Here is a 24,856-nt window from a genome sequence, read left to right as displayed (position 1 = left end):
AACTCGCGAGTTACGGCCCCAATCACGCGGATTCCGGCTTCAATCACGCGAGATGCGAGCTGGATCACGCTGGTCAGGGCGATGATCGTGAGGTCCGACACGCTCGCGTGACCCTGTGGATATCTTTTGGTGATCCGGGGGTATGGTGAAAGGTCGTTGCGGGCGCCTCAATCGGAGAGCTGGCCCGGTTGAGGCTCCCGAAAGGTGAGTGGTGGGCTTGCGCGCCCATGGTTTTGTCCTGCCCGGGGTGAGTGGCCGATGACCGTCACCATCGAACCCACGGGATCCGCCGCCGAGGTGACGCCTCCCCCGGTCGCCGACCGGGCCCTGTTCCGGTCCGGTCTCGGCGCGGCCGAGCGCACCCTCCTCGACGTCCTCGCCGCCACCGCCGAGCGGCACCCGAACGCCGCCGCGATCGACGACGGCACCACCACCCTGACCTACCGGCGGCTCCTCGAGGAGATCGATGCCTACGGGCGCCGCCTCAAGGGCTACGGCGTCGGCCTCGGCGACCGCGTCGGCATCCGGATCTCCTCCGGCACCGCCGAGCTCTACATCGCGATCCTGGCCACCCTGTCCGTCGGCGCCGCGTACGTGCCGGTCGACGCCGACGACCCGGACGAACGTGCCGAGCTGGTCTTCGAGGAAGCCCAGGTCGCCGCCGTCGCGACCGATGTCTTTTCGGGGGCTCCGGGTGGCGAAGCCCCCGGCCCGGGGCGAAGCCCCGGAAACTTCCGCGGCAAGATCCACGTCCACTCGACGCCGGGCGGCCGCGACGGCGCCCCCGGCCCGGGCGACGACGCGTGGATCATCTTCACCTCCGGCTCCACCGGCAAGCCCAAGGGCGTCGCCGTCACCCACGCGAGTGCGGCCGCCTTCGTCGACGCCGAAGCCGATCTGTTCCTCCCCGACGAGCCGATCGGCCCCGGCGACCGCGTCCTGGCCGGGCTCAGCGTCGCCTTCGACGCCTCCTGCGAAGAGATGTGGCTGGCCTGGCGCCACGGCGCCTGCCTGGTCCCGGCGCCCCGCGCGCTGGTCCGCACCGGCGTCGACCTCGGCCCGTGGCTGGTCGCGCAGCGCATCACCGTCGTCTCCACCGTGCCGACGCTGGCCGCGCTGTGGCCCGCCGACGCGCTCGAAGACGTCCGCCTGCTCATCTTCGGCGGCGAAGCGTGCCCGCCGGAGCTGGCCGAACGCGTCGCCGTCGAAGGCCGCGAAGTCTGGAACACCTACGGCCCGACCGAAGCCACCGTCGTCGCCTGCGCCGCGCAGCTGACCGGTGACGGCCCGGTCCGGATCGGCCTGCCGCTCGCCGGCTGGCAGCTCGCCGTGGTCAACGACGAGGGCGAGCCGGTCGCCATGGGCGAGACCGGCGAGCTCGTCATCGGCGGTGTCGGCCTGGCCCGGTACCTCGACGCGGCCAAGGACGCCGAGAAGTTCGCGCCGCTGCCGTCGCTGGGCTGGCAGCGCGCCTACCGCTCCGGCGACATGGTCCGCGCCGAAGAGGAAGGCCTGCTGTTCCTCGGCCGCCTCGACGAGCAGGTCAAGCTCGGCGGCCGCCGCATCGAGCTGGGCGAGGTCGACGCCGCGCTGCAGGCCCTGCCGGGCGTGCAGGGAGCGGCCGCCGCGGTCCGCCGCACCAAGGCGGGCAACCAGGTCCTCGTCGGGTACGTCGTCCCCGGCAGCGCTGTGTTGGATGCCGCCTCCGCGGGGAAGAGTGCGTCGGCGGGCTTCGACCTCGACCAGGCCGCGACGCGCCTGCGCGAGCACCTGCCCGCCGCGCTGGTCCCGCTGCTCGCCGTCGTCGGCGACCTGCCGACCCGCACTTCCGGCAAGGTCGACCGCAACGCCCTCCCGTGGCCACTGTCCACAGTGGAGGCTTCCGGGCTGACCCCGACCGAGACGTGGCTCGCCGAAGGCTGGGCCGAGATCCTCGGTGTCTCGGTCGACAGCCCGAAGGCGGACTTCTTCACCCACGGTGGCGGCAGCCTGACCGCCGCCCAGGTGGTCGCCCGCATCCGCACCCGGCACCCGCAGGTGTCGGTGGCCGACATCTACGCCCACCCCAGGCTGGGCGCGCTGGCCGCGATGCTGGACGCGCTGAGCGGCCAGGCCACCGAACGCCGGGACATCGCGCCGACGAAGCGCCGTGCCGGGGTGGTCCAGACGCTGCTGATGGTCCCGCTGATGGGCCTGGCCGGGCTGCGCTGGGCGACGCTCGCCGCCGCGCTGTCGAACGTCCTGTCCCTGCTCGGGTTCGCCTGGGCACCGACGCTGAGCTGGGCGTGGATCGGCCTGGCCTGGGTGGTGCTGTTCAGCCCGGCGGGCCGGATCGCCATCGCCGCGGGCGGCGCGCGCGTGCTGCTTTCCGGTGTCCGCCCCGGCACCTACCCGCGCGGCGGCAGTGTCCACTTGCGACTCTGGACGGCCGAGAAGCTCGCGGAGTTCTCCGGTGCGGACAGCGTCGCCGGGGCGTCCTGGATGACGACCTACGCGAAGGCGCTCGGCGCGCGGATCGGCAAGGACGTCGACCTGCATTCGCCGCCGCCGGTCACCGGCTTCCTGAAGCTGGGCCGCGGTGCCGCGATCGAGCCCGAGGTCGACCTGACCGGCCACTGGGTCGACGGCGACGTCGTGCACATCGGCAAGGTCCACGTGGGCGCCGAAGCCCGCGTCGGCGCGCGCAGCACGCTGTTCCCGGGTGTCCGCGTCGGCAAGGGCGCGGAGATCGCGGCCGGGTCGACCGTCCGCGGCGTGGTCAAGGCCGGTCAGCACTTCGCCGGTTCACCCGCGGCGCCCGTCGGGAAGGACGGCAAGGACGCGAAGGACGCGCTGAAGTGGCCGTCGAGCCGCCCGCCGCGGTCGCACTTCTGGTCCGCCGTCTACGGCGTGACCTCCCTGGCGCTGGGGTTCCTGCCCGGCGTGGCCGCGCTGGCAGGCGTCGCCGTGCTCGGCTACGCGATCGCCGGCGCCCCGACGCTCCTGGACGCCTTCACCCGCGCGCTGGTCTTCGTCCCGGTCGCGACTGTGGCGTACTTCGGCACGTACATGCTGCTCGTGCTGGTCGGCGTCCGGTCGCTGAGCATCGGCATGGTCGAGGGCTACCACCCGGTGCACGGCCGCGTCGCGTGGCAGGTCTGGGCGACCGAACGCCTGATGAGCATGGCCCGCGAAGGCCTGTTCCCGCTGTACGCCAGCCTGTTCACGCCGGTGTGGCTGCGGCTGCTGGGCGCGAAGGTCGGCCGCAACGTCGAGGCGTCGACGGTCCTGGCGCTGCCGAAGATGACCAAGGTCGACAGCGGCGCGTTCCTGGCCGACGACACGATGGTCGCCACCTACGAGCTCGGGCACGGCTGGCTGCACGTCGCTCCGGCTCGCATCGGCAAGCAGGCCTTCCTCGGCAACTCCGGGATGACCGCGCCGGGCCGGTCGGTGCCGAAGCGCGGCCTGGTCGGCGTCCTGTCCTCGACGCCGCTGAAGGCGAAGAAGGGCTCGTCGTACCTCGGGATGCCGCCGTTGCCGGTCCGCCGCGCGATCGGCGACGCCGACACGAGCCGCACCTACACCCCGGCGCTGCACCTCAAGGCGGCGCGGGCGCTGGTCGAGCTGTGCCGGATCGTCCCGGTCATGTGCGGGGTCGCGCTGACCGTCGTGGTCGCCTTCGGGCTGCTGTGGACGGCGACGGCGTTCGGCTTCGGCGTCGCCGCGCTGCTGGCCGGGCCCGCGCTGCTGGCCGCCGGGATCGTCGCGGCGCTGACCGCGACGGTGATGAAGTGGCTGCTGGTCGGGAAGTTCCGCGAGGTCGACCACCCGCTGTGGAGCTCCTTCGTCTGGCGCAACGAGCTGGCCGACACCTTCGTCGAGGCTTTCGCGGTGCCGTGGCTGATCGGTTCGGTCGGCGGCACGCCGCTGCTGACCGCGTGGCTGCGCACGATGGGCGTCAAGATCGGTCGCGGCGTCTGGCTGGAGACGTACTGGCTGCCCGAGGCGGACCTCGTCTCGCTGGGTGACGGCGCGACGATCAACCGCGGCTGCGTCGTGCAGACCCACCTGTTCCACGACCGGATCATGAGCATGTCCCCGGTGACCCTCGGCGAAGGCGCGACGCTCGGCCCGCACGGCATCGTGCTGCCCGGCGCCGGCATCGGCGCCCGGACGACGGTCGGCCCGGGCTCGCTGGTGACCCGCGGCGACGAGGTGCCGGCCGACACGCGCTGGCTGGGCAACCCGATCTCGGCCTGGCCGGGTAAGTAACGAAAGCAGGACCAGGCGCGCCGGACTCACCCATCCGTGCGAGCCTGGTTCCAGCACGCACGACGAAAGGTTCGCCACGGGTGATTTCGAAGGCTCCCGCTCCCGGCGCGGACACCTCCGGCGACCCCTACCTGCCCGCCCACGGCAACGGCGGGTACCGGACCCGGCACTACGACCTGAGTCTCGACTACAAGGTCGCGCCGAACCGGCTCTCGGCGGCGGCGGTGATCACCGCGGAGGCGACACAGGCGCTTTCCCGCGTCAGCTTCGACTTCGGCGAGTTCCGGATCAACCGCGTGCTCGTCGACGGGAAGCCCGCGAAGTACCTCAAGCGCGGCACCAAGCTGCACGTCAAGCCGGCGAAGTCGATCCCGGCGGGTGGGGCGTTCATCGTCGAGGTCCACTACGTCGGCAACCCGCGCCCGGTGGGGAGCCGCTGGGGTGACGTCGGCTGGGACGAGCTGACCGACGGCGCGCTGGTGGCGAGCCAGCCGGTCGGGGCGCCGTCGTGGTTCCCGTGCAACGACCACCCGTCGGACAAGGCGGCCTACCGGGTGAGCGTGACGACGGCGTCGCCGTACCTGGTCGCGGTCACCGGCACCCTGGTCGAGCGCTCGACGTCGGCCAGCACGAGCCGCTGGGTCTTCGAGCGGCCCGAGCCGACGGCGACCTACCTGATGAGCGTCCAGATCGGCCGCTACGACGACGTCGAGCTGACCGGCCGCGGCTGGGGATCACCCGCCGGCCTCGGTGCCCGCGTGCTGAGCCTCGGCTTCGGCCGCGGCGGCGTCGAGTCGGTCACCCCGGCTGTGCCGCAGCGCGCGGCGGTGCCCCCGCGGCTGCGGCGGGCGTTCGAGCGGGACTTCGGGCGGCAGGGCCGGATGATGGAGTTCCTGCAGCGGCTGTTCGGCCCGTACCCGTTCGGCGAGTACGTCATCGTGGTCACCGACGACGACCTCGACGACCCGATCGAGGCCCAGGGCATGGCGATCTTCGGCGCCAACCACGTCGACGGCCGCCGCACCCACGAGCGGCTGGTGCTGCACGAGCTGGCCCACCAGTGGTTCGGCAACAGCCTGACGGTGGCCGACTGGCGCCACATCTGGCTGAACGAGGGCTTCGCGACGTACGCCGAGTGGCTGTGGTCGGAGGAGTCGGGCGGCCAGCCGGCTTCGGCCCTGGCCCGCAGCTGGTACACCCGCATCAAGGCCAAGCCGGCGGACGTCCGGATCGCCGACCCTGGGGTGGCCCGGATGTTCGACGAGCGCGTCTACAAGCGCGGCGGGCTGACGCTGCACGCGCTGCGGGCCGAGATCGGGGACCCGGCGTTCTTCGCGCTGCTGAAGTCGTGGGCCGAGGAACACCGGCACGGGCTGGTCACGACGGACCTCTTCGTCGCCGCGGCCGAGGCGCACGCGGGGCGTTCGCTGCGCGGGTTCTTCACCCGCTGGCTGGAGACGCCGGCGCTGCCGCCGCTTCCCTGAAGCGGTCCGCCGGTCAGGGGCGGGTCGCGCGCACCAGCCAGACCGCGCCGGTGATCCGGACGCCTTCGGGAGTTTCGTACGCCTCGAGCCCTTTCCGCAGCTGTTCCCGCGTCCGTTCGACGACGTCCGGGGCGAGGCCGGCCAGGTTCACGCGCACCGGGCCCTGACCGAGGATGAACTCGGCCGCGTCGGCGGCGTCCCGGCCGTAGTCCATCGGTGCGGTGATCGGTTCGACGTCGATCGTGCCGAACCCGGCCGCGTCCAGCACTTCGCGGATCCGCTCCGGCTCGACCAGGGATCCCATGCCGCGCGACGCGGGCGAGGGTGCGCGCAACAGCGGCTTGAGCGCCGCGGTGGCGCGGGCGTAGTCGCTTTCCGGGCCGCCGCCCTGCGGGCCGAGGAACACCAGCCGGCCACCGGGCCGCAGCGCCCGCCGGATGTTGGCGAACGCGGCCACCGGGTCCCCGAAGAACATCACCCCGCCCCGGCTGATCGCGACGTCGAAGCCGGCGGCGGGGAAGGGGTGGACCTGGGCGTCTCCCTGGTCGAACCGGACGTTGCCGATCCCGTCGGCGGCCGCGTCGGCGCGGGCGCGTTCCAGCATCGGAGCCGAGAGGTCCACGCCGACGACGTGTCCGCGGGCGGCCCGCTGGGCCGCCAGCAGCGTGACGTGGCCCGTGCCGCAGCCGACGTCGAGGACGTGGTCATCCGGGGCGATCGCGGCGGTGCGGAAGAAGCTGTCGTTGAAGGCGCCGACCATGGCGTTGTACCGGGCGCGGTGGCGTGCATGAGTGCCTCCCGGGACTCGCAACGCCACGCAGACCCGGCGGCGAATGCTGGACGCGGCGCGCGAGCTGTTCGTGCGCCAGGGCTATGGCGCGACGACCCTCAAGGAGATCGCCGAGCAGGCCGGCGTCGCCGTGCAGACGATCTACTTCACCTTCGGCAACAAGCGGGTCCTGCTCAAGGAACTGGTCGACGTGGCGATCGCCGGCGACGCCGAGCCGGTGGCGACGATGGACCGGCCGTGGTTCCGGGAGGCGCTCGCCGCCCCGGTCGCCGAAGCCCAGCTGCGGCTGCACGTCCGGGGCACGCGGGAGATCCTCGGGCGCGTCGCCCCGATCGTCGAGATGCTGCGCGCCGCCGCCGCGGCCGACCCCGCGCTCGCCGGGCAGTGGGACGACGGCGACCCGCGCTTCAGGGTGCACTTCGAGGCCGCGCGGGCGCTGGTCGCCAAGCCCGGCGCCCGCGCCGGGGTGACCGCCGAGCACGCTGCCGATGTGCTGTTCGGGGTGCTCAGTCCGGAGCTCTACCAGGTGTTCGTCCGCGACCGCGGCTGGTCGGCCGAGCAGTGGGAGAAGTGGGCCGGCGACACCCTGGCCGCCCAGCTCTGCCGCCGGGAGAGCGACTCTTGACGCTGCTCGCCGCTTCCCCGATTCATCGGATGTCTCTGCCGCTTTCCGAGTGAACACCTCTGGCCTTTTGGGTGCCTCTCTGCAAGTATGACCGCACGCCGCCGCATGATCTCGCCGAAACGTAGTATGAATTCGGAGGATGCTTCATGGACGCAGTGTCCCGGCGGACGGTGCTCCGCTCTGCCTCGGTCCTGGCCGGGGCCGCCGCCTTCGGGGGCCTGTGGGCCCGGGCCGCCCCACCCGCGCTCGCCACCGGCGGGAATCCCCACCGGGATGTCGCCGCCGACGCGCGGATGATCTGGCGGCGGCTGCCGAAGAACTGGCAGGAAGGCCCCTTCCTCGCCAACGGCTACCTCGGCGCGCAGGTCTACGCCGGGAAGACCCCGCAAGAGCTCAAGCTCATGCTGAGCCACACCCAGGTGCAGGACCAGCGGATCCAGTGGGAAGCGGGCATCGGGCTGTCCCGCCTGCCCATCGGCTACCTCACGCTCACCCTGGCCGGCGCGATCACCGCCGTCGACTGGACCCTCGACCTCTACAACGCCGAGCTCGGCGGCACCATCACCACCACGCGGGGCTCGGTCGCCTTCTCCGCCGTCGTGCACAACGACCTGAGCGTGCTGCTCGTTTCGCTGACGCCGAGTGCCGGGGAAACGGGCGCCACCTGGGCGTTCCAGCCGCTGGAGTCGGCGACCACCCGGACCGTCCGCAAGCCGCCCGAGTACGTCGCCAACCCGGCGCCCGAGCTCGGTGCCGGGTACTGCGCGCAGCCCATGCTCGCCGGCGGCGGGTACACCACCGCGTGGCAGGAACGCGCGATCGGCACGCGGCGCCTGCTCGTCGCCGCCATCGCCTACAGCTTCCCGGGCACCACGCACACCGCCGACGCGCGGGCCGCCGTCCGGAAAGCGCTTGCCGCCCACCCGGACGCCCTGCTCGCCCGCCACCGGCGCTGGTGGAACGACTACCACCGGCGCAGCTTCGTTTCGGTGCCCGACAAGCAGGTGCAGCGGTTCTACTGGATCCAGCTGTACAAGATCGCGGCCGCCACCCGCGCGGACGGGCCGGTCGTGTCCGAATGGGGGCCGTGGTTCCCCGAGGTCGGCAACAGCTGGACCGCCGTCTGGTGGAACCTCAACGTCCAGGTCACCTACCCGATCGTCAACAGCAGCAACCACCCCGAACTCGACGCCGTCACCGAGACCTTCCGGCGCGACCACGCGAACCTCGAGGTGTCCGTCCCGCCCGCGTACCGCGACGGCGACACGTTCGCCCTCTCGCACCCGGGCGACTGGCGGCTGCGCCCCGGCGGCACGCGCTCAGTGGGCGTCCCCGGGACGACGTCCAAGACCGACCAGACCGGGAACCTGTTGTGGGGCCTGCACAACGTGTGGCTGGCCTACCGGCACCACCTGGACAAGCGCGTGCTGCGCGACGTGCTGTACCCGACGCTGGCGAAGGCGCTGAACTTCTACCGGCACTTCCTGTTCACCGGCCCGGACGGCTCGCTGCACCTGCCGCTGACCCGGTCGCCGGAGTACGCCGACGCGCCCGACTGCACCTACGACCTCTCGCTGATCCGGTGGGCGGCCCGCACGCTCGTCGATGCCGCCCGGATCCTGTGCCTCGACGAGCCGCGCGTGCCGATCTGGCGGGAGATCGGCGCGAAACTCGTGCCGTACCACGAGGACCCCGCGAACGGCGTGCTGATCGGCGACGGCGTCCCGCTGGCCGCGTCGCACCGCCACTTCTCGCACCTGCTGTGGCTGTACCCGCTGCGCGAGAAGGTCTGGGACCGACCGGGCGACCGCGACATCATGACGCGCACCTTCACCCACTGGGCCGCCGACCAGACGGCGTGGCACGGCTACAGCTACGCGGCCGCGTCGTCGATGAGCTCGGTGATGGACGCGCCCGAGGAAGCTCTGCGGTATCTGAAGTTCTTCCTCGACCGGAACGTCGTGGCCGACACCGGGCTGACCGCGAACACCATGTACCGCGAGGGGTCCAACTTCGCGATCGAGAGCCCGATCACCGCCGCCCAGTCCGTGGTGGACATGCTGATGCAGGGATCCGGTGGCGTGCTCAAGGTCTTCCCGTCGGTGTCGGCGACCTGGCGTGACGCCTCGATCGCCGGGCTGCGCGCGGAAGGCGCGTTCCTCGTGGACGCCTCCCGCCGCGACGGCAAGACCGAGTTCGTCCGCGTGCACAGCGAAGCCGGCGAGCCGCTGGTTCTCCAGCACGGCGTCAGCGGGGACGTCGACGTCCGCGACGAGCACGGCCGCCGGCTGTCGTGGCGGGCCGCCGGGCCCGGCCGGATCGCGATCGCGCTGCGCCGCGGTGGCACCGCCGTCGTCACCCCGCGGGGCGGCCGGCCGGACTTCGCGCCGCGGGACGTCCCCGCGCTCGGCCCCGCCCCGGCGTGGGGCCTGCCGAGCTGAACCCGCTCTTCGACAAGGAGGTCGAATGGACATCACCCGCAGGACCGTGCTCGGCGGAGCGCTCGCCGGGCTGGCCACCGCCGGCTTGACCCCCGCGTTCGCGGAAGCGGCCGCGGCCGCGGCGCCCGGAAGCGACGACTTCGGCTGGGCCGGGTTCCTCGGCACCGCGGACCTGTACTGGCGGCGGCTGCCGAAGACCTGGTACGAGGGCCCGTTCCTGGGCAACGGGTTCCTCGGCTCCGGCATCTACGCCGAACCGGGGCAGAACGCGATCCGGTTCAACGTCCAGCACAGCCAGGTCCAGGACCACCGCCCGGAGTTCGGCTCGCTGTTCGGCCTGGCGCGGCTGCCGATCGGGTACTTCACGCTCGAGCCGGTCGGGGCGATCACCGCGATCGACTGGCGGATGGACCTGTGGAACGCCGAGCTGACCGGCACGATCACCACCGCCGCGGGCAGCCTGAGCCTGCGCGCGATCGTCCATACCGGACAGTCACTGCTCGCCGTCGAGATCCGCCCGTCCGAAGGTGAACGCGGGTTCCGGTGGGTGTTCCACCCGGCGGTGGCGGTCAGTCCGCGCGCCGATCCGGTGTGGAACAAGCCGCCGCCGGCCGGGTACACCGCGAACCCGCCGGTGCAGCTGTCGGCGAGTGGTGACGCGCGGCTGGCGGTCCAGCCGCTGCTGGCCGGCGGCGAGCACGTGACGGCGTGGCGTGAAGTGACGCGCGGCGGCGCGCGGACCCTGTACACGTCGGTGGCGTGGTCACACCCGGAGAAGACGTCGGTGACGCGGGCGCTGGGCACGGTCCGCCGGGCGGCGGAGTTCGGCGCGCTCACCCAGGACCACCGGCGCTGGTGGCACGGCTACTACCGGCAGAGTTTCCTGTCCATTCCGGACACCCGGTTGCAGGGCTTCTACTGGATCCAGTTGTACAAGGTGGCTTCGGCGGCCCGGCGCGAGGCGCCGGTGATGGCGACCTCGGGGCCGTGGCTGGAGAACACGCCGTGGCCGGCGACGTGGTGGAACCTCAACGTGCAGCTCGAATACTGGCTCATCCACGGCTCGAACCACCTGGAACTGGACGCGGTCGGTTACGCGCTGGACAAGTACCGCGCCAACCTCACCAGCCAGGTGGCGCAGCCGTACCAGGCCGATTCGGCGGGGATCCCGCGGACGACCGACATGACGCTGCTCAACGGTGTCTCGAACGCCACCAGCGGGTTCCCCGTCGGAGTGCCGGGGCAGGACACGCCGACGCCCGAAGTCGGCAACCTGACCTGGGCGCTGCACAACGTGTGGCTGTCCTACCGGCACACGATGGACCGGAAGCTGCTGCACGGCACGCTGTTCCCGTTGCTGCGCAAGGCGATCAACTACTACCTGCACTTCCTCGCGCCCGGGCCGGACGGGAAGCTCCACCTCCCGCCGACGTTCTCGCCCGAGTACGGCGTCAACGCCCCGGACTGCAACTACGACCTCTCGCTGATCCGCTGGGGCTGCAAGACGCTGCTGCAGACGGCGCCCGGCGATCCGCTGGCGCCGAAGTGGCGGAACGTCCTGGCGACCCTGGTGGACTACCCGGCCGACGCCAACGGCTACATGATCGGCGCCGGCGTGCCGTTCGCGAAGTCGCACCGGCACTACTCGCACCTGCTGCAGATCTACCCGCTCTACGACGTCACCTGGGAGCAGCCGGAGCACCGGGCGATCATCGAGACGTCGCTGAACCACTGGGTCGGCTTCGAAGGGGCGCTGCAGGGCTACACCTTCACCGGGGCCGCGTCGATCTCGGCCCAGATGCTGCGCGGCGAGCAGGCCGCGTTCTACCTGGGCGAACTGCAGCGGCGGTACATCCAGCCGAACACGATGTACAAGGAGTCCGGTCCGGTCATCGAGACGCCGCTTTCGGCGGCGAAGTCCCTGCAGGACATGCTGGTGCAGAGCTGGGGCGGGGTGGTCCGGCTGTTCCCGGCGGTGCCCGCGGCCTGGGGCGACGTCGCGCTGCGGGACTTCCGCACCGAAGGCGCGTTCCTGCTCAGCGCGTCCCGCGCCGGCGGGAAGACGCGCTGGCTGAAAGTGCACAGCGAGGCCGGAGCGCCGTGCGTGCTGCGGCCGGGCATCGACGGCGAACTCGCGGTGACGGACGCCCGGGGCCGGGCCCGGCGCTGGCGGCGGCTGGCCGGCGGGGACGTCCAGGTCGAACTCGGGTGCGGCGAAGACGCGTTCGTGTACCGGAAGGGGGATCGGCCGGACTTCGGCGTCCGGCCGGTCGCGCCGGGCGGGGCGAGTGCGCCCTGGGGCCTGCCGTGATCGGCGTTTCCGCCCCGGAGAGGCGGTCCTGACGGCAGTATGGTGCTCTCCGACGAGGGGAGCGTGGATGAGTGAGCCGGACGGCAGACCGGAGCACGGTCAACCGCCGTACCACTACCCGCAGTGGCAGCCACCGGTGCCGCCGAAGCAGACGTCCCCGGCCGCCGTGGTGCTGATCAGCGGGTCGGTCGGGGTCGTCATCCTGATGGTGCTGGCCTTCCTGGCCTGGGGGTATCCCGGGTTCCTGCGCGAGCCGGACGGGCGGGGGGACGTCACGCCGGGACACTGGCCCGCCGCTTCGGCGACGGTCGTGACCCCGACGCCCACCGGGCCGAGCACCCCGGTGGCGCTGCCGGGCGGCCGGGCCCCGATGCCGAAGCGGACGAAGCCGCTGGCCGACCCGGTGACGTGCGCGTTCACCCCCGACTCCGGCTCACCGGCGCCGAAGAAGGTCGCGCTGCCGCCCGACGGGCCGGGGCCGTCGACCGGGACGATCGGCGTGCGGCTGGCGACGACCGCGGGCGACCTCGGCCTCACCCTGGACCGCGCGCTGGCGCCGTGCACCGTGGTGAACTTCCTGAGCCTGGCGAAGCAGCGCTTCTACGACGGCACGTCGTGCCACCGGCTGTCGGTGACGACGGGACTGCAGATGCTCCAGTGCGGCGACCCGGTCGGCGACGGCACCGGCGGCCCGGGCTACACGATCCGCGACGAGCTGTTCCCCGAGCTGACCTACGGCCGCGGCGTCGTCGCGATGGCGAAGACGACCGCCCCGGACTCCGGCGGTTCCCAGTTCTTCCTGGTCTTCGGCGAGACGAACATCCCGCCCGAGTACACGGTGTTCGGCAGCATCGACGACCCCGGCCTCGAGGTCCTGGATCGGGTCGCCCGCGGCGGCATCGACACGTCGAAGCCGGGCATCGGCGACGGCAGCGGTCCGCCGAAGACTCCGGTGACCTTCACCCGCGTTTCTTGACCGTGCCCGGTCACGCGCGGTCGAGGAGACTCCGCAACGCGTTCTGGAGGGCTTTGGCGGGGGTGGGGGACTGCGTGGCGTGGCGGTGGGCGACGTAGCCGTCGGGACGGATCAGGAGGCAGCCGTCCTCGTCGATGCCGCTCAGGCGCGACCAGTCGCCGTAGGCGTCGCGGACGCCCGGGTCGCCGATGCGGACCGTCCGCAGGTCCAGGCCCAGGTCGGCGCCGACCTTGGCCGCCGCGTCGAGCCACGGCGTGCCGGTGAGCCCGGTCAGGACCGTCCAGCGGCCGCCGCCGACGAGGTCCAAAGTGGACACCCGACCTCCGTGCGGCCCGACCAGCCACGCGTGCGGCAGCTTCGCCCCCGGCTCGGTGCTCGGCCGGTGGAACAGCTCGGGGTCGGGGCCCGGAACCGGCGGGACGCCGTCGGGCAGCACGGCCCCGGACACGTACCGCTGATCCAGCTCGACGCCGTGCGCGTTGAACTCGTAGTGCTTGAGCTCGATCGCCTGCTCCAGTTCACGCCGTTTCCGCGCCCCCTCGGCCGTCGGCGCGAGGCAGGTCTCGAGCCCGGCCGTGATGCCGTCGGCGTCGGTGTCGCCGGAGATGCCGAGCGCGGCGAAGATCGGCCCGAACTGGTCGCGGCTGAGGTTCGCCCGGTCGACGATCTGCTTGCCCACCGGTGCCCGTTCGGCGGTGTAGCTGTCCAGCAGCCCCTCGCCCGCCTCGCCACGCAGCACCATCGCGAGCTTCCACGCCAGGTTGTAGGAGTCCTGGACGGACGTGTTCGAGCCCAGCCCGTTGGACGGTGGGTGCCGGTGCACGGCGTCCCCGGCGCAGAACACCCGGCCGGCGCGGTATTCGGTCGCGTAGTTGTGGTTGACCGTCCACAGTGACGTCGAAGTGATCTCGACGTCCAGGGAAGGGTCGCCGACCAGGTCCCGCACCAGCCGCGTCGCTTCCTCGGCGTCGACCTCGGGTGGCGGCTGAGTGATGTCGTAGCCCCAGGTCAGCAGCCATTCGTTCCACGGCCGCACCATCCGGACCAGGCCCATGCCGATCCCGCCGAGGTGCGCGCCCGGCCGCATCACCCAGTACAGGACGCTCGGCCGGTGCGCGACGTACCGCGCGAGGTCGGCGGTGAACGTGATGTTCATGCTGCCGGCCTTGCCGGTCTGCCCGGCGATCGGCAGCCCGGCCTGCTCGGCGACCCGGCTGCGGGCCCCGTCCGCGCCGATGAGGTACTTGGCGCGCAACGTGAACTCGTCGCCGCGCACCCGATCGCGGAAGCGGGCCGTGACGCCGGTGGCGTCTTGGGTGAAGTCGAGGAATTCGGTGTCCAGCCGCAGTTTCGCGCCCCGCGCGGCGGCTTCGCTCACCAGGATGGGCTCCAGGTAGGTCTGCGGCAGGTCGATCATGTGGCACGGGCTGGCGGCGGCGTATTCGGACGCCGACCGGTCGCCGGTGCCCCAGCTGGCGATCCGGCCGATCTCCGGCCCGGTCAGCGACGTGCAGAGCACGGTGTCGCCCATCAGCTCCGGCGGCGTGCCCGCCGCGAGAGCCTTGTCCTCGACGCCGAGGTCGCGCAGCACCTCCATGGTCCGCTGGTTGGTGATGTGGGCTCGCGGGGTGTTGGCCGTCCAGCCGTACTTGGTGGCCAGCACCGTGGGCACGCCGTAGGTGGCGAGCAGCAGCGCCGCCGAGCCGCCGGCCGGGCCACTGCCGACCACGATGACGTCGGTGTCGAAGCTCATTCGGTACTCCCCGAGATCCGGAAGGTGAAGTCGAGCCCATCGCTGAAGTCGACGATCAAGCCGTCCTTGACGCCGAACACGGTGTCCGAGTCGAGGTACTCGCCGCCGGCGACGAACAGCTGCGTGATCAGCGTGCGGTAGCCGGGTTTGGCGATCATGAAGTGCACGTGCGGTGCCCGGTAGGGGTGCCGCCCGACGGCGTCGAGCAGCTGCCCGACCGGGCCGTCGGCCGGGATCGGGTACGCGCTCGGCACGATCGTCCGGAAGCGCAGCCGCCCCTCGGCGTCGGTGCGGAAGCGAGCCCGCAGCACGGGCCCGTCGACGTCGGGCAGCTGGACGTCGTAGAAACCGTCCTCATTGGACTGCCAGACGTCGACGATCGCGTCCGCGACCGGCACGTCGGCCGTGTCGACCACGCGGATGTCCGCCGACAGGGGCGTCCCGGGCAAGCCGGAGGCGAGGTCGGCACCCTGCGGGGTCTCCGGCGGGCCGTCCACGTAGAACGGGCCGAGGACGGCCGACGGCGTCGTGTCCGGCGTCCGCGAGTTGGTCAGGACGTCGACCACGCTCGACACGCCGAGGGTGTCCGACAGCAGGATGAACTCCTGCCGCGTGTCGGTGGTGATGTGCCCGGCGCGGGTCAGGAAGCCGATCGCGTACTCCCACTCGTCCTGGGTGAGGTCGGTGCGGATCACGTAGCCGTGCAGGGTTTCGACGAGGTCGGTCACCAGCAGGCGCACCCGGTCCGGTGCCCCGGCGAAGCTGTCGACGACCTGCTTCGTGAGCACCTTGAGGCTCGGGCGCGCGGGCGGGCGGGTGCCGCGCCACGCCTGGCGCAGCAGGTCCGCTTCCGGTTCGCCGTCGAGATCGGCTTCGGTGAGCCCGAGTTCGGCCAGCGAATGCGGAATCGGGAGCGACGCGGCCAGTTCGAAAACCTCCGAAGCGTCGTCGAGGCCTTGGTGCGCCATGACGTGGGGGAGGAGGACGGCGTGCGTCTCGGCGTGCGGCAGCCCGAACTTGCCGCCGAGGTGGTGGCAGAGCCGGTGGTGCAGGCCCATCGACACGGCGTCGAGGCACGTCCCCGCGAGCCACGCGCCGCGCAGCGCGTCGGTGCGGGCGTCCACATCGGACGGATCGGCGGCGATCCGCGGCAGGGCGTTCATGAGCAGCTTCGTCGCCTCCGCGGCGAGCAGGTCGGTCATCGGGTTGGCGTCCGGGGCGTAACGCGCTTCGACGGCGTGGGCGAGCGCGTTCAGCCCGCTCGCCGCGGACACGGGTACCGGCAGCGAGAGGGTGAGCGACACGTCGTAGAGGACGGTCTCCGGCCGCACCGCCGGGGTCCGCTGGGTGGTCTTGCGGCCGTCGGCCGTCTCGCCCAGGACCGACGTCAGCTCGGAACCCGCGTACGTCGTCGGGACGATCAGCTGCGGCAGGCCCGTCCGCAGAGCGATCGCCTTGGCCAGCCCGGTCGCCGAGCCGCCGCCGATCGCGACGACGCCGTCGACGTCGTGCTCCGCGACGACTTTGAGCGCGCGTTCGGTGACGTCGACCGGGGTGTGCATGGTGGCGTCTGCGAAGCGCGCGGCCAGCCGGGGCCCGAGCGCCGCCGCGGCCCGGTCGCCGTGGCGCGGACGGCCGATCAGCAGGACCCGGCCGAGCCCGAGGCGGTCCGCCTCCGCGCCGAGGGTGTCGAGCGAGCCGAAGACCACCCGGACGGGGTTCGCGGCGTAGCTGAACGAGGTCATGCGACGGAGTATCAGGCGGGTGCCGAGGCACGGTCCTGCACGTTCGTGCTGTCCCACGGCACGAAACGCGTGTGTCATTCGGGGCTTCGCCCCGGCCGGGGGCTCCGCCACCCGGACCCCCCCCAAGAGGGTGTGTCAGCGGGATCGGCGCAGCGCAGCCGGTGTGGTGCCGAGCTGGGCGCGCAGCACCCGCGTGAGGTGCTCCTGGTGGGAGAACCCGCAGCGGACGGCGATCTCGGCGATCGGGTCGTCGCCCGTGCGCAGCAGCAGCCCGGCCTGTTCGACGCGCAGCCGCAGCAGGTAGCGGTGCGGCGGCAAGCCGGTGCGGGCCTTGAACCGGCGGGAGAACTGGCTGACGCTCAGCCCGGCGAGCGCGGCCAGGTCCGCCAGCGGCACCGGCTCGGCCAGCCGTTCGGCCATCAGGTCGCGGACCCGCGCGAACTGGCGGTCGGAGAGGCCGCGCGCCGGCTCGGGCCCGGGGACCCGCCCGGCCCGGTGCCGGCGCACGAGCTGCGCGGCGACGAGGGCACCGAGCTGGTCGGCGTAGGTGCGAGCGCCCGGCTCCCAGTCGCGGACGACGCCGTCGAGGCCGAGCACGAGCTGTTCGAGCAGCGGATCGTGGCTGCCGAGCTCCTCGGCGAGCCGCACGGGCGCGTGTTCCCCGGCGGCCTCCTGCACGGCGTCGTCGGTGAGGTAGACGTGCACGGTGTCGAGCGCGCCGCCGAGTTCGACGGACAGCTCGGCGTGCGACGGCTGCAGGAAGAGCCCACCGGCGGGCATCCGCCGGCTCTGCTCGCGCGTGGTCCCGACCCCGCGCCGGACGGTCACCGGGCCGTCGACGTGCAGGATCAGCTGGTGGCTGCGGGCGGCCCCGAACTGGGCGCGATAGGGACGTTCCCGCTGGCGGGAGACGTAGACCCGGTCCCAGCCGAGGCCGGCGCTGGTCCGGTCGGGGCGGACCCAGGGCAGCGCGAGGATGCCGTTGGTGTCGGCCGGCCCGAGTTCGCCCACGCTGCCTCCTCGACGTCGAGGCTGAGCGCGATGGTACCCGCCCTAAGCTGGGCGGCCGGACAATCAGACACGGGGGAGTCCGTTGCCCTTCACCTTCGCGCACCCGGCCGCCGTGGTGCCGCTGGCCCGGTGGCTGTGGCTGCCCGGCCTGGTCGCGGGTTCGCTCGCGCCCGACGTCGCCTATTACCTGCCCGTCCCGGGTGGCGCCCTGACCCACGAGCCCGTCGGCCTGGTGAGCGTGGACCTGCTGCTCGGGCTGGCGCTGGTGGCGGCGGGGTACGCGGTCCTCGCGCCGGTCCTGGCGTTCGGGCCGGCCGGCTGGCGGGAGCGGGTGCCGCGCCCGGCCGGCCGCGTCCCGTGGCTCGGCTCGGTGGTCTCGGTCGTCGTGGGGGCGGCGACCCACCTGCTCTGGGACGCCTTCACCCACACCGGTGGCTTCGCTGTGCGGCACTGGGCGTGGCTGCGGGTCTCCGTCGCCGGCCCGCACCGGCTGTACAACGTGATCGGGTACGTGTCGTCGGCCGGCGGCTTGTTCCTGCTCGCGGTGCTGGTCGTGCGCTGGTACCGCCGCGCACCGCGGGCCGAGCGGGCGTGGCCGGCGTTGCCCCGCGCCGGCCGGACGGTGGTGGCGGCCGGGCTCGGCGCGGGGCTGGTGGTGGGAGCGCTGCTCGGGCTGACCGACCCGGTGAGCCGGGTCAGCGGCTACGACTGGGTGCGGTGCCTGCTGATCGGCGCGGTCCGCGGCGGCGCCCTCGCGGCGGCCGGTTATGTCGTCGCCTGGCCGCTGATCAGCCGGCGGATCCGGTCAGAGGTCCAGCACGAGCCGCGGTGACAGCGCGCGGGACACGCACGGGTACATCCGGCCCGCAGCGGCGCCGATGTCGTCGCGGTGCTCGGGTTCCCCCTCGACGACCGTGATCTCGCAACTCCCGCAGACCCCTTCCCGGCACGCGGCCGGCACCGGGCGGCCGGCGTGGTTCAGCGCGTCCAGCAGCGACTCGTCCACCGGGACCTGGATCGTCCCCCCGGAACGGGCGCACACCACCTCGAACGGGGTGTCCGGCCCGAACGTCCGCCGGGTGGGCTCGAACCGTTCGGTGTGCACCCGCGGGAACATCGCCTCGGCCGCGTCCACCATCGACGCCGGGCCGCAGCAGTACACCTCCGCGGCCGGGAACTCCGTCGCCAGCGCCGCGAAATCGGGGCGCTCGAGCCGCACGCGATCGCCGTACCGCGAAGTGAGTTCCGCGGCGAACGGCCGGGACCGGCCCGCGTACACCAGCGTCACCGCGGCACCGGAAGCGACGGCGGACCGCAGCATCGGCACGATCGGCGTGATTCCGATCCCGCCTGCCACGAACAGGTATTCCGCCGCTGGGAGCAGGGGGAAGTGGTTGCGGGGCCGCGAAACCCGCAGTGTCCGTCCCGGTTGCAGGAACAGGTGGACGTACTCCGAGCCACCGCGGCTCAGCGGGTCGTGGCGGACCGCGACGCGGTAGGCCGAGAGGTCACCGGGGTCGCCGCACAGCGAGTACTGGCGCGTCAGCCAGTTCGGCAGCTCCAGGTCGATGTGCGCGCCCGGCTCCCACGGGGCCAAGGGACCTTCGTCACCGCGCAGGACCAGGGCGACGACGTCGCCGGTGACGTGCTCGACGCGTTCCAGGATGGTTTTCTGCATGTCGGGCACCTCAGTACAGCTTCCGGTAGCCGTCTTCGAGGAGCTGGTCGAGCAGCGCCGGGTCGACGTTCATCTTCTCGCCGGCGATCTCGCCGGCCGAGGGCAGTTCCGCCGCCAGCGCCCGGCTCGCCGGGTCCCACAGGCGCGACCGGATCAGCGCGCGGCCGCAGTGGAAGTACACCTCGGCGACGTCGACGACGATCGCCAGCATCGGCGCCTTCGCCTCGGTGCGCATCCGGGCCAGCACGTCCGGGTCGTCGGTGACGTACGCGCTTCCGTTGACCCGCAGGGTTTCCCGCATGCCGGGGACGAAGAACAGCAGGCCGACGCCGTCGTTCTCGGCGATGTTGCGGAAGGAATCGGCGATCTTGTTGCCGGGCCGGTCGGGCAGCGCGACCGTGCGTTCGTCGAGGACCTTGACGAAGCCGGGGTAGTCGCCGCGGGGCGAGCAGTCGGCGCGGCCGGCGGCGTCGGCGGTGGCCAGCGTCAGGAACGGCGAGTGCGCGATGAAGCGGCGGGCGTGCCGGTCGATGCGGTCGCCGATCTTGGCCTTGATCATCGCCTCCGGCTCGCCCAGCCGGGCCGCCACCTCGGCCGGGGAGACGCGGTGCAGCATGTTTGTGCTGGTCATGGCACAATTATGAGCAAATACTCAGCTCTTGACTACTCGCTTTCCCGGAGGGATCCGTGCCGTCGGACCAGCGCCGCATCCAGCCTCGTAAACAGCCGCGTCAGGTGCGCGCCGAGCTGACCCGGCAGCGGATCCTGACCGCGGCTGCTCACGTTTTCGCCGACCACGGCTACGCGGCCGGCACCACCAACCGCATCGCCGAGCGCGCCGGGATCTCGATCGGCTCGCTGTACCAGTACTTCCCGAACAAGGACGCGATCCTCGCCGAACTGCTGACCCGGCACCTCGACGAGGGCACGGCGGCCGCGGCGAAGGTCCTGACCGGCCCGCTGCCCGGTCCGATCGAGGAGGTCTTCCGCGTCTTCGTCCGGCTCACGGTCGAATCCCACCTGGACGACCCCCACCTGCTGCGGATGCTGATCGAGCAGGCCCCGCGGTCGACCGAGCTGCTCGAGAGGATGGGCCGGCTGAAGCGGGCCATGGTCGGCTACACCCGCGACCTCCTGGAGGGCCACCCGGAGGTCCGCGTCGCCGACACCGAGACGGCGGCCCGCCTGGTCATCGCGACGATCGAGCTGGCCGTCCACGACCTGCTGGCCGAGCCCGACCCGATCGACGCCCGGCGGCTCGAAGACGAGATGGTCGCGATGCTGACGCGGTACGTCAAGGGGTGAACTGGTAGGCGCCCGCGTCGATCCGGGTGCCGACGGTGTTGCCGTCGACGTCGATGTCCGCGTACTTCTTGACGCCGAGCCCGATGGCCGGGCTGCCGGTCTTGAGGACCAGGTTCGTCGCGGAGGTGAACTTCGGATCGGCGACCTTGTCCGTGGCGCCCGGGGTGAACTGCCGCTGGCCGCCGGAGAAGACGTTGTGGTCGGTCGCGGTCCAGCCGGTGTCGGCGTAGCCGATCTTCATCGCGGCCTGGATGACGTTCTGGGTGAGCGTGAGCGTCTGGTTGGTGCAGCCGCCGTAGCAGACGAACCCTTCGGATTCGGCGTTGCCGAGCCGGACGGAGTTGTTGCGGAAGACCGTGCCGGTCACCGGGCCGTTGCCGTCCTGGGCGCCGCGCGTCACGATGCCGCCGCGCGTCTTCGCGCCGAAGACCGCGTTGTACTCGTAGACGTTGTTGCGGGACACGCCATCCGGGTCCTTGGCGTCGGTGCCGAGTTCGGTGAAGGACTCGTTGTCCTCGGAAATGTTGTGGTGGATGATGTTGTCGGACCCCCAGAAGACCTCGACCGCGGCGCCGTCGAGGCCGCCGAAGTCGTCGCTGACCGCGATCGACCCGCTGATCCGGTTCCAGCCGATGTCGGAACCGTTGCCCTGCACGAGGATCGCGAACGCGCCGGAGTCGTCGTTGCCACCCGGCGTCACGACGGTCATGTGGTTGTTGTCGACGAGGTCGTTCTGGGTGACTTCGGTGCCGTCGGCGCTCGGCGCGATGTAGACGCCCGCGCCGGCTCCGGTGATGTAGTTCGAGAGGACTTTGTCGTGGTCCCCGCCGACCTCGACGCCGGCCCAGGAGCAGCGCCCGGCATCGGCCGCGACGCCGACCTGCAGGTCCTGCACCGTGAGGTAGTCGCCGGGCAGGTTGATGCAGGCTTCTCCGTTGCCCTGGACGATCGGGCGGGCGCCGTCACCGTAGGCGCCGATGGTCACGGGCGCGGAGGCCGTCCCCTTGCCGAAGACGCTGAGCCCGCCGGTCCAGGTCCGGCCACGGCGCAGCAGCACGGTTTCGCCGGGTTTCAGTTCGGTCGCGGCGACTTTGGCGAGCGACTTCCAGGGCGCGGCCTGGGTCCCGGCGGCGTTGTCGTTGCCGAGGGCCTGGTCGACGTAGTAGGTGTTCGGCGCGGCGCCGGCCTCGGTGGCGGTGACCGTGGTGACTGTGCCGGCCACGAGGGCGGCGAGCACGCCGAGCGAGAGCAGTTTCCACTGGTTCGACATGGTCGGCGACGGTAAGCCGGGCCGGTACACGTGACGTACAAGGCCCGGCTCCGCCTCACTTCACCGCTTGTGTCACCAGCGCGGCGATCCTCTTCTCGACTGCGGGCGTCACTTCGGTCAGCGCGAAGCCGGCCGCCCACATCGGTCCGTCGTCCAGGTTCGCCTGGTCGCTGAAGCCGAGGGTCGCGTAGCGCGCCTTGAACTTCTCCGCGCTCTGGAAGAAGCAGACGATCTTGCCGTCGAGGGCGTAGGACGGCATGCCGTACCACAGCTTCGGTTCCAGGACCGGGGCGTTGGCCTTGACGATGGCGTGCACGCGCTCGGCCAGGACCCGGTCCGACGGCGCCATCTCGGCGATCTTCGCGAGCACGTCCTGCTCCGCCTGCGCCGCCTTGTCCGCCTGGGAGGCCCGGCGCGCCGCGGTCTTCAGTTCCTTGGCGTGCTCCTTCATCGCGGCGCGTTCTTCGGCCGTGAACGTCCCCATGGTGGTTCTCCTTCGTCTTATCGGCACGACCCGTGCCGTTGGCGGAAATCTTGGAGCCTGGCCGTGGCGGCTGTCAATGGCACGGTGCGTGCCGTTAAGATCCGGGGCATGGCCGCCGAATCCGCACCGCCGCGACGTCGGGGCGCCGCCCGGACCGCCGGGCTCCTCGATGCGACGCTCGAGCTCGCCGGTGAGGTCGGCTACGCGGGGTTGAACGTCGAGGCGGTCGCCCGGCGCGCCGGGGTCGGGAAGCACACGATCTACCGGCGCTGGCCGTCCATGGCGGCGCTCCTGCTGGACGCGCTCAGCCACGCCTGGACCACCGACCTCGACTACCACGACACCGGCGACGTCCGGGCGGACCTGCGCGAGCAGTTCCTGCGCTCGGCCCCCGCGCTCGCCGCCCCGCCGATCGGGCCGGTCTACCGGGCGGTGATCGCCGAGGCGCAGGCCGACGAAACCCTGCGGGCCACGCTGCACGACCGGTTCCTGCGGACCGTCGAGCAGAGCACCCTCAACCGGATCACCCGCGCCCAGGAGGCGGGCGAGCTCGTCGAGGGCGTGGACCTGACCTTCCCGGCCGAGGTGCTGTGCGGCACCCTCTACTACCGCCACCTGCTCTCGACCCGCGCGGTGGACGAGAAGGCGGTCGACGACCTGCTGGACATGTTCATGGCCGCGTACGGCCGTTAGTCAGGCGTCCGCCCGGCGCAGGCGTTCGGCCGCCTGGGCGCGGACGGCGGTCAGGCACACCGGGCGGTCGCCGTGCAGCGCCTCCCACCGGGCGTTGTGCAGTGCCGGCCAGAGGCTCGCCGCCCACGCGACTTCCTGTTCCTCCTCGGTGAACCGGCGTCCCCGGAAGACCTGGTAGGCCGCCAGGAAGCCGGCCGAACTCCCGATCGGCGCCAGGGTCGGCGGCGACACGTTCGCGAACGCGCCGCACGCCGCTCCCGCCAGCGCCGCTTCCGGTTGCCACGCCAGGCTGTCCCAGTCGTGCACGGCCCCGATCCCGCCGTCGTGCCAGCGGAGGTTCTGCGCTTCGAAGTCGGCGTGGCCCAGCACGCAGGGCAGGTCCGCGGCCAGCAAACGTTTGCGCGCTCGCGTAGCCGTCTCGACGACGTACGCGGGCACGACGCTCTGGTCCTGCTCGTCGAGGAACCCGATCGAGGGCCACAGGCCGGGATCGCGGTGGTCCCATCGCGCCCAGCGCGGGTTCGGCAGGGGCGGCGCGAGGGTCACGGTCGCCAGCTCGGCCAGCAACCGAGCGAAGACCGCGGCGTATCGCTCGGCGATCTCCGGCGAGTCGCCGGGCAGCACCTCGCCGCCGGGCCGGAACTCCTCGGCGTGCACGGCCAGCCCGTCGACAACCGTCACAGGCGTGAGCGGCCGGGGACACGGGAACCCGCGCTCCGCCAGCCGGGCCTGCGCGGCGACGCACGACTCCGCCCGGCCGTCGTCCTCACGAGCTTTCACGACGACGTCCCGTCCGTCGGCCAGCCGAAGCCCGGACACCGTCGAAAGGGACTGCAGCTCGAACAACACTTCGACCGGTGCCGCGCCCAGGTGCGCCGCGCACCAGGACGAAAGCCGGTTCACCGGTCCTTCGCCACGAGGGCCGCCTGGGTGCGGCTGGTGACGCCGAGCTTGGCCAGGACGTTGCCGACGTGCGCCTTCACCGTCCGCTCGGCCAGCCGGAGCCGGGCCGCTATGTCGCGATTGGACAGTCCTTCGCCCAGCAGCTCCAGCACGTCCCGCTCCCGCGGCGTCAGCGCACCGCCGCCGCTCAGTGCCGATGCCGCCGCCGGGCTCAGTGCCGTCACGCCCTGGTGGGCCGCCCGGACGGCGGCCGCGAGCTCGTCGCCCGAGGCGTCCTTCAGCACGAACCCGGCCGCGCCCGCGCTGAGGGCTTCGCGGATTTCGCGGGGACGACCGACCGTCGTCAGCATCAGCACCCGGGGTGCCGCCGGGCCGAGCCGGCGGAGGACTTCGAGGCCGTCCATCCCGGGCAGGTACAGATCGAGCAGGACGACGTCGGCTTCGACGGCCGAAGCGAGCAGCTCCGGGCCGCTCGCGTGCTGTGCGACCACCTCGAGGTCCGGCTGCGCGCCCAGGATCAGCGCGATGCCCTCGCGCACCAGCGCGTGGTCGTCGACGACCTGAACCCGGATCATGCCCGCACTCTACTGTCGGCCCATGCGCCAGTCTTTCGTCACGACGGCGGCCGTCGCCGCGGTGTTCTTCGCCAGCGGGGCGTGGACGCCGCAGCAGGGGTGGCTCGCCGCCGGGCTCAGCGCGGCCCAGCTCGTCCCGCTGCTGTGGTCGCGCCGCGCCCCGGCCCTCGTGCTCGCCGTGGTGACCCTCGCGACGGCCGGGCACCTGCTGCTCGACCAGCCGCGCAACACGATGTACGTGCCGGTGCTGCTCGCCCTGTACAGCGCGCCGCAGCGGTGGCTCGCGGCGTCCGCGGCGCTGGCCGTCGGCGCCGCCGTGTTCCCGGCGAAGGGCCCGCTCGACGGCACGGTCCTGGCGGTCACGATCGCCGCGGTGGCCTGGCTGCTGGGCGCCGAACGCCGCCGCGCGCTCGCCGACCGGGCCGAGCGCGCGGCCCGGCGGCTGCACGACACGCTCGCCCAGACCACGGCCGTCATGCTCGTGCAGGCCGAGACGCTGAGCCCGGTGGGCCGTGAGAGCGCCTCCGCCCCGGCGCGCCCGCGCCCACGCCGTGGCCC

General features: G+C 72.4%; 19 protein-coding genes and 1 pseudogene. 10 read left to right on the top strand and 10 right to left on the bottom strand.

Annotation, left to right across the window (positions count from 1 at the left end; genetic code table 11):
- Positions 1-258: 258 nt before the first annotated feature.
- Together ACFVYA_RS29010 and ACFVYA_RS29005 are read left to right on the top strand one after the other, a co-directional pair.
- On the top strand, positions 259-4,254 hold the full coding sequence (locus ACFVYA_RS29010; protein ID WP_387049444.1) for a Pls/PosA family non-ribosomal peptide synthetase: 3,996 nt from the start codon (positions 259-261) through the stop codon (positions 4,252-4,254).
- Between the two features lie 80 nt (positions 4,255-4,334).
- Positions 4,335-5,738, top strand: a complete 1,404-nt coding sequence (locus ACFVYA_RS29005; protein ID WP_387049442.1) for a M1 family metallopeptidase — start codon at positions 4,335-4,337, stop codon at positions 5,736-5,738.
- Between the two features lie 13 nt (positions 5,739-5,751).
- On the opposite strand, the gene ACFVYA_RS29000 is transcribed toward ACFVYA_RS29005, so the two are convergent.
- Positions 5,752-6,498, bottom strand: coding sequence for a class I SAM-dependent methyltransferase (locus ACFVYA_RS29000; RefSeq protein WP_387049440.1), 747 nt, complete (start codon positions 6,496-6,498; stop codon positions 5,752-5,754).
- 31 nt (positions 6,499-6,529) lie between these two features.
- Between ACFVYA_RS29000 and ACFVYA_RS28995 the strand changes: the two genes are divergently transcribed.
- From ACFVYA_RS28995 to ACFVYA_RS28980, 4 genes are all read left to right on the top strand, one after another.
- Positions 6,530-7,153, top strand: coding sequence for a TetR/AcrR family transcriptional regulator (locus ACFVYA_RS28995; protein WP_387049438.1), 624 nt, complete (start codon positions 6,530-6,532; stop codon positions 7,151-7,153).
- Between the two features lie 146 nt (positions 7,154-7,299).
- Positions 7,300-9,594, top strand: coding sequence for a glycoside hydrolase family 95-like protein (locus tag ACFVYA_RS28990; RefSeq protein ID WP_387049436.1), 2,295 nt, complete (start codon positions 7,300-7,302; stop codon positions 9,592-9,594).
- Positions 9,595-9,619: 25 nt separating this feature from the next.
- Entirely contained in the window at positions 9,620-11,905 is a 2,286-nt protein-coding gene (locus ACFVYA_RS28985; protein WP_387049434.1) for a Tat pathway signal sequence domain protein, read from the top strand.
- A gap of 67 nt (positions 11,906-11,972) precedes the next feature.
- Positions 11,973-12,881 (top strand): peptidylprolyl isomerase, encoded by a 909-nt coding sequence (locus ACFVYA_RS28980; RefSeq protein WP_387049432.1) that lies wholly within the window; start codon positions 11,973-11,975, stop codon positions 12,879-12,881.
- Positions 12,882-12,891: 10 nt separating this feature from the next.
- Here ACFVYA_RS28980 and ACFVYA_RS28975 read toward each other — a convergent pair whose 3' ends face one another.
- The 3 genes from ACFVYA_RS28975 to ACFVYA_RS28965 form a co-directional block, all read right to left on the bottom strand.
- Positions 12,892-14,634, bottom strand: coding sequence for an FAD-dependent oxidoreductase (locus ACFVYA_RS28975; protein WP_387049431.1), 1,743 nt, complete (start codon positions 14,632-14,634; stop codon positions 12,892-12,894).
- Complete coding sequence (locus ACFVYA_RS28970) at positions 14,631-16,379, bottom strand: maleylacetate reductase and hydroxyquinol 1,2-dioxygenase domain-containing protein (protein WP_387049429.1); 1,749 nt, start codon at positions 16,377-16,379, stop codon at positions 14,631-14,633. The genes ACFVYA_RS28975 and ACFVYA_RS28970 overlap by 4 nt, the downstream gene beginning before the upstream one ends.
- A 135-nt stretch (positions 16,380-16,514) precedes the next feature.
- Positions 16,515-17,390 (bottom strand): helix-turn-helix domain-containing protein, encoded by an 876-nt coding sequence (locus ACFVYA_RS28965; RefSeq protein WP_387049428.1) that lies wholly within the window; start codon positions 17,388-17,390, stop codon positions 16,515-16,517.
- Positions 17,391-17,472: 82 nt separating this feature from the next.
- Between ACFVYA_RS28965 and ACFVYA_RS28960 the strand changes: the two genes are divergently transcribed.
- The gene (locus tag ACFVYA_RS28960; protein WP_387049426.1) at positions 17,473-18,222 is read left to right on the top strand and encodes a DUF4184 family protein; all 750 of its coding nucleotides are present in this window, start codon (positions 17,473-17,475) and stop codon (positions 18,220-18,222) included.
- On the opposite strand, the gene ACFVYA_RS28955 is transcribed toward ACFVYA_RS28960, so the two are convergent.
- Positions 18,196-19,068, bottom strand: a complete 873-nt coding sequence (locus tag ACFVYA_RS28955) for a PDR/VanB family oxidoreductase (protein ID WP_387049425.1) — start codon at positions 19,066-19,068, stop codon at positions 18,196-18,198. The genes ACFVYA_RS28960 and ACFVYA_RS28955 overlap by 27 nt on opposite strands.
- 10 nt (positions 19,069-19,078) lie before the next feature.
- Positions 19,079-19,699, bottom strand: coding sequence for an MSMEG_1061 family FMN-dependent PPOX-type flavoprotein (locus ACFVYA_RS28950; protein WP_387049423.1), 621 nt, complete (start codon positions 19,697-19,699; stop codon positions 19,079-19,081).
- 56 nt (positions 19,700-19,755) lie between these two features.
- Here ACFVYA_RS28950 and ACFVYA_RS28945 point away from each other — a divergent pair, with 56 nt between their 5' ends.
- Positions 19,756-20,373, top strand: a complete 618-nt coding sequence (locus ACFVYA_RS28945) for a TetR/AcrR family transcriptional regulator (RefSeq protein WP_387049421.1) — start codon at positions 19,756-19,758, stop codon at positions 20,371-20,373.
- Here the strand turns inward: ACFVYA_RS28945 and ACFVYA_RS28940 are convergent.
- Positions 20,363-21,643 carry a right-handed parallel beta-helix repeat-containing protein gene (locus ACFVYA_RS28940; protein WP_387049419.1) on the bottom strand — a complete coding sequence of 427 codons (1,281 nt, stop codon included), beginning with the start codon at positions 21,641-21,643 and terminating at the stop codon, positions 20,363-20,365. The two genes, ACFVYA_RS28945 and ACFVYA_RS28940, sit on opposite strands and share 11 nt — an antisense overlap.
- Before the next feature lie 55 nt (positions 21,644-21,698).
- Entirely contained in the window at positions 21,699-22,127 is a 429-nt protein-coding gene (locus ACFVYA_RS28935) for an iron chaperone (protein WP_387049417.1), read from the bottom strand.
- Between the two features lie 108 nt (positions 22,128-22,235).
- Between ACFVYA_RS28935 and ACFVYA_RS28930 the strand changes: the two genes are divergently transcribed.
- Positions 22,236-22,820, top strand: coding sequence for a TetR/AcrR family transcriptional regulator (locus ACFVYA_RS28930; RefSeq protein ID WP_285993243.1), 585 nt, complete (start codon positions 22,236-22,238; stop codon positions 22,818-22,820).
- Here ACFVYA_RS28930 and ACFVYA_RS28925 read toward each other — a convergent pair whose 3' ends face one another.
- Positions 22,821-23,723: a phosphotransferase gene (locus ACFVYA_RS28925; protein ID WP_387049415.1), complete on the bottom strand. Its 903-nt coding sequence runs from the start codon at positions 23,721-23,723 to the stop codon at positions 22,821-22,823. It abuts the gene before it with no gap.
- Positions 23,720-24,298, bottom strand: a complete 579-nt coding sequence (locus ACFVYA_RS28920) for a LuxR C-terminal-related transcriptional regulator (RefSeq protein ID WP_387049413.1) — start codon at positions 24,296-24,298, stop codon at positions 23,720-23,722. The genes ACFVYA_RS28925 and ACFVYA_RS28920 overlap by 4 nt, the downstream gene beginning before the upstream one ends.
- A 22-nt stretch (positions 24,299-24,320) precedes the next feature.
- Between ACFVYA_RS28920 and ACFVYA_RS28915 the strand changes: the two are divergent.
- Positions 24,321-24,856 (top strand): annotated as a pseudogene (locus ACFVYA_RS28915) (histidine kinase); the annotation flags it as partial.

Source organism: Amycolatopsis sp. NPDC058278 (genome assembly GCF_042881395.1).
In the GTDB taxonomy this organism is placed as follows: Bacteria; Actinomycetota; Actinomycetes; order Mycobacteriales; family Pseudonocardiaceae; genus Amycolatopsis.
Note: the sequence above shows the minus strand (reverse complement) of the source record. Positions and strands in the feature narration are given on the sequence as shown.

What these genes read in the sequence shown, in the direction of transcription:
- ACFVYA_RS29010 (WP_387049444.1), top strand. Translation starts at nt 259, where the DNA reads ATGACCGTCACCATCGAACCCACGGGATCCGCCGCCGAGGTGACGCCT.
- ACFVYA_RS29000 (WP_387049440.1), bottom strand. Translation starts at nt 6,498, where the DNA reads ATGGTCGGCGCCTTCAACGACAGCTTCTTCCGCACCGCCGCGATCGCC.
- ACFVYA_RS28990 (WP_387049436.1), top strand. Translation starts at nt 7,300, where the DNA reads ATGGACGCAGTGTCCCGGCGGACGGTGCTCCGCTCTGCCTCGGTCCTG.
- ACFVYA_RS28985 (WP_387049434.1), top strand. Translation starts at nt 9,620, where the DNA reads ATGGACATCACCCGCAGGACCGTGCTCGGCGGAGCGCTCGCCGGGCTG.
- ACFVYA_RS28980 (WP_387049432.1), top strand. Translation starts at nt 11,973, where the DNA reads ATGAGTGAGCCGGACGGCAGACCGGAGCACGGTCAACCGCCGTACCAC.
- ACFVYA_RS28975 (WP_387049431.1), bottom strand. Translation starts at nt 14,634, where the DNA reads ATGAGCTTCGACACCGACGTCATCGTGGTCGGCAGTGGCCCGGCCGGC.
- ACFVYA_RS28970 (WP_387049429.1), bottom strand. Translation starts at nt 16,379, where the DNA reads ATGACCTCGTTCAGCTACGCCGCGAACCCCGTCCGGGTGGTCTTCGGC.
- ACFVYA_RS28955 (WP_387049425.1), bottom strand. Translation starts at nt 19,068, where the DNA reads ATGCAGAAAACCATCCTGGAACGCGTCGAGCACGTCACCGGCGACGTC.
- ACFVYA_RS28950 (WP_387049423.1), bottom strand. Translation starts at nt 19,699, where the DNA reads ATGACCAGCACAAACATGCTGCACCGCGTCTCCCCGGCCGAGGTGGCG.
- ACFVYA_RS28940 (WP_387049419.1), bottom strand. Translation starts at nt 21,643, where the DNA reads ATGTCGAACCAGTGGAAACTGCTCTCGCTCGGCGTGCTCGCCGCCCTC.
- ACFVYA_RS28935 (WP_387049417.1), bottom strand. Translation starts at nt 22,127, where the DNA reads ATGGGGACGTTCACGGCCGAAGAACGCGCCGCGATGAAGGAGCACGCC.
- ACFVYA_RS28930 (WP_285993243.1), top strand. Translation starts at nt 22,236, where the DNA reads ATGGCCGCCGAATCCGCACCGCCGCGACGTCGGGGCGCCGCCCGGACC.
- ACFVYA_RS28920 (WP_387049413.1), bottom strand. Translation starts at nt 24,298, where the DNA reads ATGATCCGGGTTCAGGTCGTCGACGACCACGCGCTGGTGCGCGAGGGC.